Genomic DNA, 14,693 nt, shown 5'->3' on the forward strand with positions numbered 1-14,693 from the left:
CGGCACGATCGCGCCGCGTCCGGCCCGGGATCAGCTGTCCAGCATCTCGCGCACGGCCACCGCCAGCTGCTTCAGCGAGAAGGGTTTCGGCAGGAATCCGAATTTCGCGTCTGCCGGCAGGTTCCGCGCAAAGGCATCCTCGGCGTAGCCGGAGACGAAGATGAACTTGAGGTCGGGATAGGTCTTGCGAAGCTCGCGCAGCAGCGACGGCCCGTCCATTTCGGGCATGACGACGTCGGAGACGACAATGTCGACCATGCCGTTCAGCTCTTCCATCACCTCCAACGCCTCGACGCCGGAGCCTGCCTCGTAGACCTTGTAGCCGCGGGTTTCCAGCATGCGCTTGCCGCCACGGCGCACGGCCTCCTCGTCCTCGACGAGGAGAACGATGGCGCTGTCGCCCGTGAGGTCCGTCGGCTCCTCGGCTTTGGCCGGGATCGAGGTGGCGAGCGTCAGCGGCTGGTCGAGCGCGCCGGGTTCGCCGGACGCGGGCAGCGCCTCCTCGATGAAGCGCGGCAGCAGGATGCGGAAGGTCGTGCCCTTGCCGACTTCGGACTCCGGATAGATGAAGCCGCCGGACTGCTTGACGATGCCATAGACCATGGAGAGGCCGAGGCCCGTCCCCTTGCCGACCTCCTTGGTGGTGAAGAACGGCTCGAAGATCTTGTCGACGATCTCGGGCGGGATGCCCGTCCCCTCGTCGCTGACCTCCACGACGACGAAATCCTCCGCCGGAAGCTCGCGCCGGTTGAGCGCCGCAGCCTCTTCCGCCGGCATGTTGCGGGTGCGGATCGTGATCGTGCCGCCGCTTGGCATGGCGTCGCGGGCATTGACCGCAAGGTTGATCAGCACCTGTTCGAACTGCCCGAGATCGGTGCGCACCGGCCAGAGGTCGCGGCCATATTCCACCTCCAGCTTCACATGCGTGCCCGTCATACGGTCCACCAGCATGCGCAGGTCGCCGATGACGTCGGTCATGTTGAGCACGGTCGGACGCATGGTCTGCTTGCGCGAGAAAGCGAGCAGCTGGCGCACCAGCACGGCGGCGCGGTTGGCGTTCCGCTTGATCTCCATCAGGTCGGCAAAGCTGGCGTCCGAGGGACGCGCCGAGAGCAGAAGGTGATCGGAGGAAAGCAGGATGGCGGTCAGCACATTGTTGAAGTCGTGCGCGATGCCGCCGGCAAGCGTCCCCACCGCATTCATCTTCTGCGTCTGCGCCATCTGGGTTTCCAGCGCCTTCTGCTCGGTGATCTCCACCGCATAGACGATGGCGGCCTCTTCGGGCGCCTGGTCGCTCTGGTCGATCACGGCATTGACGTAGAAGCGGAAAAACCGGTTCTCGTCGGTGGGATGCGGCAGGTCGAGCGGCGCGATATCGCTCTGGCGATCCTTGGCCGCCGCCAGCGCCTCCTGCAGGCGACCGCGTTCCGACGCGCGCGCGACGCTCTCCAGAAGCGCCCCGCGCTCCATATCGTCCTGCGAGACGACGCCCGAAAACAGCTTCAGGAACGGCGCATTGGTCCGCAGGATGCGGCCGTTGCCGTCCACGGAGGCGATCGCCATCGGCGTGTTGTTGAAGAAGCGCGTGAAGCGGATGGCCGCGAGCGAGGCCGAGGGATCGGCTTCCTCGTCCACCGTGCGGGCAAGAACGATCGTCCGGCTTTCGCCCGGCGCGCCGTCGCGGGCCGAGGAGACCCGGTGGACCATGCGCACGGCAAAGCTCTGCCCGTTGGCACGCCGCAGATCGAGGTCGAGCGTCTTCGTCTTGCGCAGGCCGGGGTCCGCCTGCACCGATTGCACCAGCGCCAGCCCCTCGCCGGCCACCAGATCGGCGATCGTCATGGAACCCGGCTGGAACTTGGTGAGATCGAGCCCGAGCCAGTCGGCCAGCGTCGCGTTGATGTAGAAGATCTCGCCCTTCTTGCCGGCGGAGAAGAAGCCGGCCGGCGCATGGTCGAGATAGTCGATCGCGTTCTGGAGTTCCTTGAAGAAACGCTCCTGATCGTCGCGATCGGCGGTGATGTCGGAGATCTGCCAGATATAGAGCGGATTGCGGTCGGCATCCTCGAGCGGCAGCACGCGCGCCTTCAGGCGAAACCAGTGCGCGCCGGAGCCCGCCGATCCGCCGGCGGCACGCAACGGCTTCATCAGCCGGAATTCCTCATGCCCGGCCTTGCCCTCGCGCAGCCCGTTCGTCAGGCGGTAGATCGCCTCCGTCGCCTCCCGGTCACGCGACAGGATGGTCTCCAGCGACTGCACGTCATTGGCCTTGTCGGCCCCCGTCAGCGCGCCATAGGCCGCATTGGCATAGACGATCCGGCCCTTGCGGTCGGTGATCAGCGTGCCCTCGGGATGCCCGTCGAGAAAGGCGCGCGCAAGCTCGTCGGGGCGAGACTGCGGCATGACCTCGATGAAACCGATGACGGCGGAGACCAGAAAGAAGATGCCGACCATCGCGAGGATGCCGAGAATGCCGAGCACCACCTCGTTGCCGAGCTGGTTCTTGAAGATCACGAAAGCCGCGGCCGAGGCGATCAGCACGATCGCCAGAAGCACGATGCGCAGCACGGTCCCCGGACGCGTTCCCCGATCGACGATCGGCATGCGATACTCGTCTGCCTGTCGCAGTTTCGTCATCAGGGTCCTCATTGCCCCGCCGCTTGAAATGGCCCGGCCCATGGAAGGTCCGCGCACGCGACGTCATTGGTCGATTCTCTTTATCAGCCGGCGCCGGTCTGACAAAGCGTTCTCAGGGCGTCGGGCACGCGATTTCACGCCGAATTCACAAGGAATCTCGGTATTGTAGCCCGTTGTCCGTCATTCCGCAGGCAAGGCTCGTTTCCCCTCCCGGTCTCCTGCCTTCGACGGACCGGCAGGACGAAGACAGCTGTGCGCCGGCGGGCGTTTCCGACATTCGGCGGATCGGCCCGGATTTCCGCATGGCCATGGCTGGACGCGACACGCGGCCGCTCCATTTACCGGGACAACGCGTTCTCACGGCTTGTTTCTACCGGCAAAAAGACGTCAATTCCCCATTCAGCAGCGCCGAACATACGCTGCACCTTAAAGACGAGGAGAGCGAAGATGTTTGAAGATGTCGTCGGCAACAACGGCGGTCGGTTCATCATCGCGGCCGTGGCCGTGGCCGCCGGCCTGCTGCTTCTGGTGGCCGTTCTCTGGTTCATGCGCAATCGCGCTTCCTCGCCCTTCATCCGTGGCGGCAAGAATCGCCAGCCGCGGCTCGCGGTGCTCGATGCCGCGGCCGTCGACACGCGTCGCCGGCTCGTGCTCGTGCGCCGGGACGATGTCGAGCACCTGATCATGATCGGCGGTCCGACCGATATCGTCATCGAAAGCCGGATCATCGGCGCCAGGCCGCGACTGGACGCGCCCGACGCCGGACAGGCGGCGATCTCCGCGCCACCTGCCGCAGCGCAGATCGGAGGCCAGCCCGCGGCCGCAAACCTCTCAGCGCCGGCCCGTCCGGATGCCCTGCCGGCCCTCGCCGCCCGCATCGCGCAGGAGCGGCGCCCGGAAAACCGGATGGAACCGCAGAGGGAACAGCGCCCGCAGCCCGCGCCGGAGGCACGCCCGGCAGTACGTCCCGCCCAGCCGCCGGTCTCCAACATGGGCCAGGCGCTCTACGGAGAAGAAGCCATCGCTCCGCGCCCACCCCAGGCGCCCCGCCCGGCCGCACCGGCCCAGCCCGCCGCACTCCAGACGCCAACGCCACCAGCGGCGCCGGCGGCCCGCACGGCACCCGAGGACATCCTCGAAGCCGCCCGATCGCGCGTCCTTCCCCAGATCCCGGCCCCGCCGGTCGCTGCCGCCCCCGCACAGCCGGCCGCCGCCGCCGCTGCGCGACCGAGGCCGCCGGGCACCGAGGTCGGCAAGCGCGACGAAGGCCGCGACTTCGAGCGTCTGCTGGATGCCCAGATCTCCGGCGACCTCGGTCGCCTTGCACCGGAGCCCGCGCCCCGCGCGCCGTCGATCGACGCTCCCCGCCCGGCCGCGCGAAACGAGCCGACGCTGGAAGAGGAGATGAACCGGATGCTGAGCGAGATGGGCAACGAACGCAAGCCGTGACGGACAGCGCCGCGCGATGTGGCGCCGTCACGCAGGCAAAAGCCGCCTGACGCAAAAACGGCCGCCGGAGGCGACCATTTTCTACACAGTGGATTTCTCACACACTCGAAGAGGGCACTCACTCGTCGCGATAGACCTTCTCGCGGCGCTCGTGGCGTTCCTGCGCTTCGATCGACAGGGTCGCGATGGGACGGGCGTCGAGACGGCGCAGGCCGATCGGTTCGCCGGTCTCCTCGCAATAGCCGTAGGTGCCTTCGTCGATCCGCTGCAGCGCGGCGTCGATCTTGGAGATCAGCTTGCGCTGTCGGTCGCGGGCCCGAAGCTCGATGGCGCGGTCGGTTTCCGACGAGGCGCGGTCGGCGAGATCGGGGTGATTGGCGCTCTCTTCGGCCAGGTGACCGAGCGTCTCGCGGGCTTCCCGGAGAATATCGTTCTTCCAGGCATTCAACTTGGCTCTAAAGTAAGCCCGTTGATTGGAGTTCATGAATTCATCGTCTTCGGAAAGAACGAAGGTACCAAGATCGATCTTCTCACTCAACGCGTTTCTCCTGAAGAACATCTCATGCGGCGGGTCTATAGACCTATGAAGACTGCGTTTCAAGTCTCTGCGAACGGCGAACGCATATTTCAAATTGCTCGAAAACAAAGCTTACGGCCTCATATTTCACCAGAATTACAAGAACACGACACGAAAGCGCTTGTCGGATACCCGATTGCCGCCGCACGACCGCAGGTTCAGGCGTCTGCCCTATGCAATCCGGCCGAAAAAACAGGCAGTCATTTCCGGGTCGGGCGGGCGCGGCGCAGCATTCGCGTCTTGTCCGGCGCTTGATCTTTGACGGCGGTCGGAGGACAACATCTGATCTCAGTCGTCCGGTGGCTTCTCCCATGTCTTCCGCAATGTCCCAGCCAGCCCTGTTCCTCGTCCGCCATGCCCGCGCGGGTGGCCCGCGGGCTGGAGAGCGGGATTTCGACCGGACGCTCGACGACATGGGCCGGGCGGATGCGGCCCGCATGGCCGCAACGCTGCAGAAACGCGGCTGGACGCTGGGCGATATCGCCTGTTCGTCGGCGCGCCGCTGCCGCCAGACCGCCGATATTCTGCTCGGCACAACGCCGTCCGCCTCGATCTCCTTCGAGGAGCCGCTCTATGACGGCGCGCTCGATGCCTATCTCGCGGTGATCGGCGACATCCGGTCGAGGGCCGGCGACGGTGCTCCGGTGACCATCATCGGGCACAATCCGATTCTCGAGCATCTTGCCTGGGAGTGTCTCGGCTCGGCGACCGCCACGCGCGCGCTGCCGGCCGGCTTTCTGCCGGGCATGGTCATCGCTATCGCCCGCAAGCCGGACACGGCCCCGGACGAGCTCCCCGGCCGTCTCGTCGAGGTGCTGAACCCGTAAAACATGTCGCGCAAAAGTATGCTGCGGTTTTGCGACGACGACATGCACGAAACGAGGACCTGAAGCGCAAGGAGCGATTCTCAAAAATCGCGACGCGCTTGAGCGCACGGTCTGAGGCCGATCTTTCGGCCACGCCATCGAAGCCATTGCCTTTCCCGCACGCGCGCGGCTCCCTATATCGCTAGCGGATCGCCAGTCCCCACGTCTTCTGGTCTCAACGAAGGGAAGCCAAGCCGCGTGTCTTTTCTCACCCGCATGTCCGACGATGCGAAAATCGCCCTGGATACCCTGACGGATCGCGCCGCAGGCCTCGTCAATCCCTCCGTCCGCCTCGGAGTCACCGGACTGTCGCGCGCGGGCAAGACAGTCTTCATCTCCTCCCTCGTGCACAATCTGCTGAATGGCGGGCGCCTCCCCGTATTCGAACCCGTGCGCTCGGGCCGCGTGTCGAAGATCCGGCTGGAGCCGCAGCCCGACGATGCCGTCCCGCGCTTCCAGTACGAGGATCATATCACGGCACTGGTGCGCGATCGCATCTGGCCCGATTCGACCCGCGCCATCTCGCAGCTGCGCATCACGCTCGACTACGAGAGCGCCAGCGGCTGGAACCGCATGTTCTCGCCGGGCCGCCTGTCGATCGACATCGTCGATTATCCCGGCGAATGGCTGCTCGATCTGCCGCTCCTCTCGCAGGATTATCGCACCTTCAGCGCCGCGACCGTCGCGCGCGCCCGCAGCGGCATCCGCCGCGAGCTTTCCGCCGAATGGCTGGCGCTCTGCGAAGCCGCGCAGCCGCAGGCCGAAGCCGACGAAAGCCGCACCCGCGCGCTGGCCGAGGCCTTCACCCGCTATCTCCGCGCCTGCCGCACCGACGAGCGCTCGCTCTCCACGCTCCCGCCCGGCCGCTTCCTGATGCCGGGCGATCTCGAAGGCTCGCCGGCGCTGACCTTCGCTCCTCTGCCCGACCTGCCCGACGGCCGTCCGGCCTCCGGCTCGCTGCACGCGATGATGGAACGCCGCTACGAGGCCTACAAGACGCATGTGGTCAAACCTTTCTTCCGCGAGCACTTCGCCCGCCTCGACCGTCAGATCGTTCTGGTGGACGCTCTGCAGGCGATCAATCGCGGACCCGAGGCGCTGCTCGATCTCGAAAGTGCCCTGGCCGACGTCATGGGCTGCTTCCAGCCGGGAACGAACTCGTTCCTCTCCTCCTTCCTCACCCGCCGCATCGACAAGGTGCTGATCGCCGCCACCAAGGCCGATCACCTGCACCACGAGAGCCATGACCGGCTGGAGCACATCACCGAGCGCATCGTGTCGCGGGCCATGGAGCGCATCGGCGGCAGCGGTGCCGGGGTCGAGGTCATGGCGCTCGCCTCGGTGCGCGCCACCCGCGAGGCGACCGTCAACCATGACGGCCATCCTCTGCCGGTCATCGTGGGAACGCCGATCGCCGGCGAGCGCATCAATGGCGAGCTGTTCGACGGCGAGCGCAAGACGGCGATCTTCCCCGGCGATCTGCCGCGCGATCCCGACAGCCTGTTCCGCCAGACGGACGAAGCGCCCGGGCAGGCCGTGCCGGAGGTCAATTTCGTCCGCTTCCGCCCGCCGCATATCGAGGAGACGGGTGGCGGGCTGAAACTGTCCGTTCCGCACATCCGGCTCGATCGGGCCATGCAGTTCCTGTTCGGAGACCGCCTCGCATGAGCGACCTTCCCCGCCGCCCCGCCGCCTTCACCGTCGAGGGAGAAGCGCCATTGCCGCCGGAAACCCGCCGCGCGCCGGCAAGCTTTGGCGATGGCGTCGTCCTGACGCCGGATGCCGAAGACCCCTTCGCCGAGACGACGCTCGCCACGCCCGTCGTCTCGGCGCTGGAAGAGCGCCGTCCTCGGCGGCGGTTTTCGCTCGCCAAGCTCGCGCTCGGTGCGCTCGGCGTCCTCGTCTCGCTTGCCCTCGGCCTCTGGATCGACAGCCTCGTGCGCGACCTCTTCACGCGCAACGACGCCCTCGGCTATGTCGCGATCGCCGCGGCGGCCATCGTCGTGCTCGCCGTGCTTGGCATCATCGGCCGCGAGGTCCTCGGCCTGATGCGGCTGAATGCCGTCCAGTCGTTGAAAGCGGAGGTGACGGCTGCGTTCGCCGCGCCGGGCAACACCGTCGCCCGCAAGACGATGACGGATCTCGTTCAGCATCTCGCAGCCCGTCCCGAGACGGCGAAAGGCCGCGAACGCCTGAAGGCCACGGAGGGCGAGATCATCGACGGCCCGCATCTGATCGAACTGACCGAGCGCGAGCTCCTGACGCCGCTCGACCGGCAGGCCCGCACCCTCATCCTCAACGCGTCGAAACGCGTCTCCATCGTCACCGCGGTCAGCCCGCGGGCGCTGGTCGATCTCGGCTATGTCGTGTTCGAATCCGCCCGCCTCATCCGCGCCATGGCGGATCTCTACGGCGGTCGTCCGGGAACGCTCGGCCTCTTCCGCCTCATCCACGACGTGCTCGCCCATCTCGCCGTCACCGGATCGATCGCCGTGGGCGACAGCCTCGTCCAGCAGGTCCTCGGCCACGGCATCGCGTCGAAGCTCTCGGCCCGCCTCGGCGAAGGCGTGGTCAACGGTCTCATGACCGCCCGCATCGGCATCGCCGCCATGGATCTCTGCCGCCCCATGCCCTTCCGCGCCCTGAAGCGCCCCGGCATCGGCGACTTCATCGGCGATATCGCTCCCGGCCAGAAGCGATCGACGGCAGACGACGTCTAGCCGTCCTTTGAACCTGGGATGGCTCAGATCCCGCCGTACCAGTCGTAGCCGACATCCTCCCAGAACCCGCCCTTGCCCCCGCCATAGGGGGCGAGCGTCGCGGCGAGTTCGATCGACTTGACATATTTCGCCATCTTGTAGCCGAGCTGCCGCTCGACCCGCACCCGCAGCGGCGCGCCGTTGGCGACCGACAGCGCCTGATCGTTGCAGCCATAGGCGAGAATCGTCTGTGGATGGCGGGCATCGAGAAGGTCGATGGATTCGTAATAGGGCGTCGGGCCGCCGAGGCCGAGGTTCATGGCGTCGTAACAGTGGAAGATGACGTACCGGGCCTCAGGCTTCACCTTCGCCTGATCGAGAAGGGTGGCGAGCGGCACACCGGTCCATTTGGCGATGCAGCTCCAGCCTTCCACGCAGTCGTGACGCGTGATCTGCGTGCGCGCGGGCATGACGCGGATCTCGTCGAGGCCGAGATCGAGCGGCTTTTCGACAAGCCCGGTGACGGGCAGTCGGTAGGTCGCGAACGCCGTCGCCTTCAGCGCGCGGTAATCGGGCCCATCCGGATCGGTCGAGCCGTTCGGCCGCTGCCCCTGCCGGATTTCGGTGGCCGCAAATTCCGGCGCCAGCCGGTCCCCTGCGAGCATCCGCTGGACGCGGTAGCTCAGGCTGTTTGCGGAGGCGAGCGTCTGGCGCACCGCGCTGTCGCCCGAGAAAACGCCATCGAGCATGTCGCAGCCGGCAAGCGGCACGGTGGAGGCCGCGACACCGGCGAGCGTCAGGAACCGGCGGCGGTTGGCTTGAAAGGTTCGGCTCATGATCTCGGCTCCCTGGAAACGACATCTGCCGCGGGCACAGTCTCCCGCGTGCGATAGCGGCCGGTGATAATGGAGCGCAGTTCGTTCACCGGCCCTGCCAGCAGCACCATGACGATATGCACGACGAAGAAGAGGACAAGCGCCAGCATGCAGGCGAAATGCAGCGTCCGCGCCGTCTGCCGCCCGCCGAAGAGATCGAGCAGGAACGGCCAGGCGGCATTCATGGTTGGCGACATCGCAAGCCCGGTCAGAATGACCAGCGGAAACAGGACGAAGAGCACGCCGCCATAGGACAGCTTTTGCAGAACGTTGTAGCGCCCGTCATGGCGGAACCGCAGGCGGGCATGGTCGGCGATATCGCGCGGCAGGTGCCGGAGGTCCTGCCCGGTTGGCAGCAGGTCGCGCCGCAGCCGCCGGGCAGCGATAGCGGAGGCGAGCCAGACAGCCAGCGTGAAGGCGAGCACCCAGGCAAAGAAGAAATGCACGACGCGGCCCGTCGCGAGATCCTGATAGGACGGCACCGTCGCCCAGGCGGGGAAGCCGCGATAGGCGGGGCTGTCCGCCGGCCCGCTCATGCCGAACAGACCGCTCGTGTCGAAACTGTGCCCGAACACGGTCGTCCGTCCCTGCGGATGCCCGTCAGGCCCGTAGATCGCGTCCATCCTCAGCACGCTGTTGTCGAAGGCGAAGCCCGACTGCTGGCCGATATAGAGAGTCGGATGCGCGTTGAAGATCTGCAGGCCGCTCAGGAGCAGGAAGAACAGCGCGACGGCCCAGGTCCAGTGCGTCAGGCGGGTCATCAGGCCGTGGCGATGGATCAGCCGTCCGCCACCCGCAGCGCCGGACGCGATCTCTTCAGGTGCATGCGTCATGAAGCGTCCTCCCATGTCGAAAGTTTCTGCCGACCGGCCACGTGAAGATAGCGCGGGCGACGCAAATCGAAAGCGTTGCAAATCTGCAGCGGCCGGGCAGATCGTCGCGCTTTGCACGCGCCGTCGGGCCGAGTGAAACGCTCCATTAACCATTCAAGTGCCAATGTCACCTCACGTTCTCGACACCGACCCTCAAGGATCGCCCATGTTCTCGCGCCCTTCTTTGATCGCGCGCGGCCCTGCCGCATGTATGGCCGCACTCACGCTGGCGGCGTTCGCCGCCACCTCCGCCCCCGCGCTGGCCGAAAGCCGCGACAAGGCCTTCTTCGAACAGGTCGCCGGCCAGTGGAAAGGTCCGGGCGAAATCGTCGCCGGCAAGTACAAGGGCACGAAGTTCACCTGCGACCTCACCGGAGAGCCGACCGAAGGCACCGGCATCAAGCTCGACGGCTTCTGCCGCGTCGGCGTGTTCAAGCAGCCGATGTCGGCCGTCATCAGCCAGAAGGGCAACAGCTATTCCGGCAAGTTCCTCGACGGTGCCGAGGGCAAGGGCCTCGACATCGTCTCCGGCAACGTCGCCAAGGACAAGATCGTCGTCGGCATCAACCGCAAGAAGCTGAACGGCGCGATGATCGCCCGCATGTCGGACCCGTCGCTGCTCAACATCACGATTTCGGTGAAGGTCGAGGAAACCATGGTTCCCGTCATCGGCGTCGCCCTCACGCGCCAGACCGATTCGATGGCCGTCGGCTCCATCCGCTGAAGCACGTCCGGCGAAGCGTCTCCGCTTCGCCGTTTGACAATGCGATAAAACAAGACCGTTTTTCGGGCAGGCCGCTCACGCGCCTCTGCCCGATCCGCCTGGGTCAGCCGAAAGAAGAGCGGTCCCGCCACCAGTCCTCGCGCCCGTCGACCCTCTCGATCCCCGCCGCATCGGCCGCTTCGGCCCAGGCGACGACGCTGCGACCGGCGACGATATGATCCGGCAGGATCTCCGCCAGCGGCAGCAGCACGAAACCCCGCTCCGTCATGCGCGGATGCGGCAGCGTCAGCGCCGCCGTTTCCATCGCCACCTTGTCATAGGTCAGCACGTCGAGATCGATCGTGCGCGGCCCCCAGCGTTCCAGCCGCTGCCGCTTCATCGCCTTTTCCACATCCAGACAGGCCTCGAGCAGCGCCACCGGCCTCAGCGTCGTGCGCACCACCGCGCAGGCATTGAAGAACCAGTCCTGATCGGTCTTGCCCCAGGGCGGCGTCCGGTAGAGGCTGGACACCGCGGCGACCGTCACGTCCGGATGCGCGTCGAGCCGCATCAAGGCTTCCGCGATGGCCGCGGCGGCATCGCCGATGTTCCCGCCAAGCCCGATCGCCGCCTGATGCCAACCGCCGTCTTGTCTCTCGCTCATGGCTTGGCGACATGCTCGACGGTGACCGCGACATAGTCCAGCACGCCCGGCACCGGTGCGTTCGGCTTGCGGATGGACACCTTCGCCCGCTGGATCTGCGGCCAGCGCGCGCACAGCATTTCTGCGATCTCCAACGCCAGCGCCTCGATCAGATAGCGACGGCGACCGGTGATGATCTTCTCGATCTCGGCGAACGCGATGCCGTAATGCACCGTATCCTCGATGCGGTCCTCGCGCAGCGCCGACCCCTGCTCGACCACCAGTTCGGCATCGACGAAGAATCGCTGCCCGAGAAACTCCTCCTCGTCGTGGACGCCATGCCGCGCGAAGAAAGCGCAGTTCTTGAGCGTGATCGTATAGGTCGGCGTCATATCGGGATCTCCTGCCGATGGTCGCAGCTGCCGATGGTCGCCGGTGCCGCGGGAAGGTGACGAAGGCGTCAGGGTCGTGCCGCCAGTATAGCATCCGCGACCATCAGGGCGTCCCTGTTGAATGCGACATCGTGGACGCGAAATATCGCGCCGCCGGCCAGCCGCGCCGCCACCGTGGTCGTCGCCGTCGCGACGTCCCGTGCGGCCGCGTCCCGGCCGGTGGCCGCACCGAGGAACCGTTTCCGCGACGTACCGATCAGCAGTCTGTGTCCAAGGTCCTGCAACTCACCCAGCCGCGCCATCAGCGCCCAGCTCTCGGAGGCCTCCTTGGCAAAGCCGAAACCCGGATCGAGCACGATAGCGTCGGCCGCGATCCCGGCATCCGCCGCGATCTCCAGAGAGCGGGCAAAGAACAGCCTCTGATCCGCGATCACATCCTCGGCCTTCACGCGCCCGCGCCCGGTATGCATGATGCAGACGCCGGCCCGCGCCCGCGCCACGACGGCGGCGATATCCGGCTCGCGCTGCAGACCATGCACGTCGTTGACGATATGCGCCCCGGCGGCCAGCGCCAGCCGCGCCGTTTCCGCGCGGTAGGTGTCGATCGATATCAGGGCATCCGTCTCGCGCGCCAGCCGCTCGATGACGGGGAGAACGCGATCCTGCTCCTGCGCTGCCGAAACCGCTTCCGCACCCGGGCGCGTCGATTCGCCGCCGATGTCGAGGATCTCGGCCCCGTTTGCAAGGCAGGCCCGCGCCTGTGCGAGCGCCGCCTCGACATCGAGAAAGCGGCCCCCGTCGGAGAAGGAATCGGGCGTCACGTTGACGATCGCCATGAGCACGCCGCGCGGACCGAGCGTCAGGCCGCGACCATGGCCGAGCGCCCATGTGAAGGCGGCAAAGGGATCGGCGGCATTCGGGGAATCAACCATGGCGGATCTCGGCGAAACGGCCGACCTTGTGGGGCTGCCGCGCTAACCTTGTTTCGAGGCGGCGGGCATTTCCAGTTGCGCTTGCCCAGCCTATGCCCCAAGCTTTGGGCGACATCAACCGTCGAGACAGCTTATCCATGACCACGGCCCGCAAATTCCTTCTCGTCCCGCTGGCGGCCCTCCTCATGATCACCGAGCCGCTCACGGCCGGGGCGGAAACGGTGATGAACAAGTCGATCACCTATTTCTCCGTCGGCGGCCGGACCGCGGCCGAACTCGATGCCGCGCTCTCGTCGCAGGGCCCGCAGATGCGCGAGACCGGCGCGCGCCATCCCGGCGCCACACGCATCAAGTTCGGGGGAACCGTGAGCTATGTCCGGCGCGGAAACCGCTGCGCCGTCGGCAGTGCCCGCGTGACGCTCAACACCCGGCTGATACTTCCGCGCTGGAAGAACCGCAACGCCGCCGGACGCGATCTCGGCCTCGTCTGGGACACGCTGTCGAGCGACATCAAGCGCCACGAGGAGCGCCACGCCGAAATCGCCCGCAACCACGCGCGCGAGATGGAAAAGACGTTTCTTTCGCTGCCGCCCGAGGCGGATTGCGAGCGGATGCAGGCCCGCGTTGCCCGTGCCAGCGAGGATGCGATCGTCGCGCACGACAAGGATCAGGCCGCCTTCGACCGGCGCGAGGCCGCCAATTTCGATCTGCGCATGGTGCGCCTTCTCCAGTACCGGCTGGAGCGCATGGCAAAGCCCAATGAGTCCAGAGCGCGCTAGATCCGCGCCGGTACCCGCAACAACTCATTGATGATTTCTAGCGATAGTGGCCAACGCCAAGGTCGGCTATAGTGTAATCAACGGAAGCCAAGAAGAAACGAAGCTTCCAAAGCCGATGCCACACCGTTGTGCATCGAGGCCGTCGTGTTTCCGGCTTGAAGACACCGAAGATATTCGCAAGGACTTGTGTGACACCGGATCGCGTGGCGACCGGATACGCTCCTCCCTGCCCCGTTGTTCTCCTGGCGTGTCCTGTTGCCGCGGATGATCCCTCCCTCATCCTGCGTGCGATGCGCCCTCCTGGCCCCGCTTGTCGCTGCGACAGGCGGGGCCTTTTTCGTCGCGTCAGGCCTGGCGTTCCGGCACATGGACGACGAGGCCGTCCAGCGCATCGCTCATCTTGATCTGACAGCTCAGCCGCGAGGTCGGGCGGACGTCGTAGGCGAAGTCGAGCATGTCCTCTTCCATCGCCTCCGGCGCGCCGACGGCGGCCGTCCAGGCATCATCGATATAGACGTGACAGGTGGCGCAGGCGCAGGCGCCGCCGCATTCCGCCTCGATGCCGGGCACGGAATTGCGAACGGCATTCTCCATGACGGTCGATCCGGTCTGGACCTCCAGCTCGTGGCGGGTGCCGTCGAAGGCGATGATGCTGAGTTTTGTCATGATGGCGCGGTCTCGGATGCTCGATGCGCGGGACCGCCGGTGCCAACGGGCACGACGCCCGCAAAAGGGGGTGCCCGTTTTTCTCACACTGTTTCTGGCGAGCCGTCAAGAAAACAGGTCGATTTGCCTGCTGTCCGAAGGGTGCCCTATCAGACGCAGGCCGCCGCGATCGCCCGTCGCGGACGGGGGTGCGTCGCCTGTCGCTACCGGCAGAGCTTGAGAATGAAGATCTCGGTGTCGAGCACGGCGGAGGAGAGCGACGCGAGCGTTTCGGAATCCTCCGGATGGTCCTCGACCGATGCCGCGACATGGGCGACCGTGAAGGCGCCGACGGCCAGAGCCGCACCCTTCAGGCGATGCGCGGCGGCCTTGCGAACCTCGACCTCGTCCGCCAGCAACTCCTTGACGATCTGGCGCGACTGACGCGCGAAGATCTGCAGCACCTCGATCTCCAGCGCCTTGTCGCCCATCGTCTGGTTGGCGAGATGCACGAGGTCGATCGGGCGACCGCGGGAATGGCGATGGCCGAGTGCCGTTTCGGGACTGTCGAAGGCGATGTTGAGGGCGGCCATGCAAGTCGTTCCTTGTTCTGTTTTCCAACGC

Annotated in this window: 15 protein-coding genes; 6 read left to right on the forward strand and 9 right to left on the reverse strand. The window is 66.3% G+C overall.

Annotated features, from left to right (window positions below):
* Positions 1 to 30: 30 nt before the first annotated feature.
* Positions 31 to 2,679, reverse strand: a complete 2,649-nt coding sequence (gene cckA, locus LRX75_RS12440; RefSeq protein ID WP_420851190.1) for a cell cycle histidine kinase CckA — start codon at positions 2,677 to 2,679, stop codon at positions 31 to 33.
* Between the two features lie 405 nt (positions 2,680 to 3,084).
* Between cckA and LRX75_RS12445 the strand changes: the two genes are divergently transcribed.
* A complete protein-coding gene (locus tag LRX75_RS12445; protein ID WP_231814772.1) occupies positions 3,085 to 4,086 on the forward strand; it encodes a flagellar biosynthetic protein FliO in 1,002 nt (333 codons plus the stop codon).
* Between the two features lie 118 nt (positions 4,087 to 4,204).
* Here the strand turns inward: LRX75_RS12445 and dksA are convergent, their stop codons facing one another.
* Positions 4,205 to 4,624, reverse strand: coding sequence for an RNA polymerase-binding protein DksA (gene dksA, locus LRX75_RS12450; RefSeq protein ID WP_062473690.1), 420 nt, complete (start codon positions 4,622 to 4,624; stop codon positions 4,205 to 4,207).
* A gap of 350 nt (positions 4,625 to 4,974) precedes the next feature.
* Here dksA and LRX75_RS12455 point away from each other — a divergent pair, with 350 nt between their 5' ends.
* The 3 genes from LRX75_RS12455 to LRX75_RS12465 all read left to right on the forward strand — a co-directional run bounded on the left by LRX75_RS12455 (position 4,975) and on the right by LRX75_RS12465 (position 8,249).
* Positions 4,975 to 5,490, forward strand: coding sequence for a SixA phosphatase family protein (locus tag LRX75_RS12455; protein ID WP_231814774.1), 516 nt, complete (start codon positions 4,975 to 4,977; stop codon positions 5,488 to 5,490).
* 255 nt (positions 5,491 to 5,745) lie between these two features.
* Positions 5,746 to 7,197, forward strand: coding sequence for a YcjX family GTP-binding protein (locus LRX75_RS12460; RefSeq protein WP_231815021.1), 1,452 nt, complete (start codon positions 5,746 to 5,748; stop codon positions 7,195 to 7,197).
* Positions 7,194 to 8,249, forward strand: coding sequence for a YcjF family protein (locus tag LRX75_RS12465; RefSeq protein ID WP_231814776.1), 1,056 nt, complete (start codon positions 7,194 to 7,196; stop codon positions 8,247 to 8,249). The genes LRX75_RS12460 and LRX75_RS12465 overlap by 4 nt, the downstream gene beginning before the upstream one ends.
* Positions 8,250 to 8,272: 23 nt before the next feature.
* On the opposite strand, the gene LRX75_RS12470 is transcribed toward LRX75_RS12465, so the two are convergent.
* A complete protein-coding gene (locus LRX75_RS12470; RefSeq protein WP_231814778.1) occupies positions 8,273 to 9,064 on the reverse strand; it encodes a molybdopterin-binding protein in 792 nt (263 codons plus the stop codon).
* Positions 9,061 to 9,936 (reverse strand): cytochrome b/b6 domain-containing protein, encoded by an 876-nt coding sequence (locus LRX75_RS12475; protein WP_231814780.1) that lies wholly within the window; start codon positions 9,934 to 9,936, stop codon positions 9,061 to 9,063. The genes LRX75_RS12470 and LRX75_RS12475 overlap by 4 nt, the downstream gene beginning before the upstream one ends.
* Before the next feature lie 205 nt (positions 9,937 to 10,141).
* On the opposite strand from LRX75_RS12475, the gene LRX75_RS12480 reads away from it, so the two are divergent.
* Positions 10,142 to 10,699: a hypothetical protein gene (locus LRX75_RS12480; RefSeq protein WP_231814782.1), complete on the forward strand. Its 558-nt coding sequence runs from the start codon at positions 10,142 to 10,144 to the stop codon at positions 10,697 to 10,699.
* 103 nt (positions 10,700 to 10,802) lie between these two features.
* On the opposite strand, the gene folK is transcribed toward LRX75_RS12480, so the two are convergent.
* The 3 genes from folK to folP all read right to left on the reverse strand — a co-directional run bounded on the left by folK (position 10,803) and on the right by folP (position 12,645).
* On the reverse strand, positions 10,803 to 11,342 hold the full coding sequence (gene folK, locus LRX75_RS12485) for a 2-amino-4-hydroxy-6-hydroxymethyldihydropteridine diphosphokinase (RefSeq protein ID WP_231814784.1): 540 nt from the start codon (positions 11,340 to 11,342) through the stop codon (positions 10,803 to 10,805).
* Complete coding sequence (folB, locus tag LRX75_RS12490; protein ID WP_231814786.1) at positions 11,339 to 11,713, reverse strand: dihydroneopterin aldolase; 375 nt, start codon at positions 11,711 to 11,713, stop codon at positions 11,339 to 11,341. Before folB ends, folK begins: the two co-directional genes overlap by 4 nt.
* A 68-nt stretch (positions 11,714 to 11,781) precedes the next feature.
* The gene (gene folP, locus LRX75_RS12495; RefSeq protein WP_231814788.1) at positions 11,782 to 12,645 is read right to left on the reverse strand and encodes a dihydropteroate synthase; all 864 of its coding nucleotides are present in this window, start codon (positions 12,643 to 12,645) and stop codon (positions 11,782 to 11,784) included.
* A 137-nt stretch (positions 12,646 to 12,782) separates the two neighbouring features.
* On the opposite strand from folP, the gene LRX75_RS12500 reads away from it, so the two are divergent.
* Complete coding sequence (locus LRX75_RS12500) at positions 12,783 to 13,424, forward strand: DUF922 domain-containing Zn-dependent protease (protein WP_420851191.1); 642 nt, start codon at positions 12,783 to 12,785, stop codon at positions 13,422 to 13,424.
* Positions 13,425 to 13,769: 345 nt separating this feature from the next.
* Here the strand turns inward: LRX75_RS12500 and LRX75_RS12505 are convergent, their stop codons facing one another.
* Both LRX75_RS12505 and LRX75_RS12510 read right to left on the reverse strand, forming a co-directional pair.
* A complete protein-coding gene (locus LRX75_RS12505) occupies positions 13,770 to 14,090 on the reverse strand; it encodes a 2Fe-2S iron-sulfur cluster-binding protein (protein WP_110798998.1) in 321 nt (106 codons plus the stop codon).
* A 203-nt stretch (positions 14,091 to 14,293) separates the two neighbouring features.
* Positions 14,294 to 14,662: an Hpt domain-containing protein gene (locus LRX75_RS12510; protein WP_231814790.1), complete on the reverse strand. Its 369-nt coding sequence runs from the start codon at positions 14,660 to 14,662 to the stop codon at positions 14,294 to 14,296.
* Between the last annotated feature and the right edge of the window lie 31 nt (positions 14,663 to 14,693).

The sequence above is a fragment of the Rhizobium quercicola genome (genome assembly GCF_021168455.1).
Classification (GTDB): Bacteria; Pseudomonadota; Alphaproteobacteria; order Rhizobiales; family Rhizobiaceae; genus Ferranicluibacter; species Ferranicluibacter quercicola.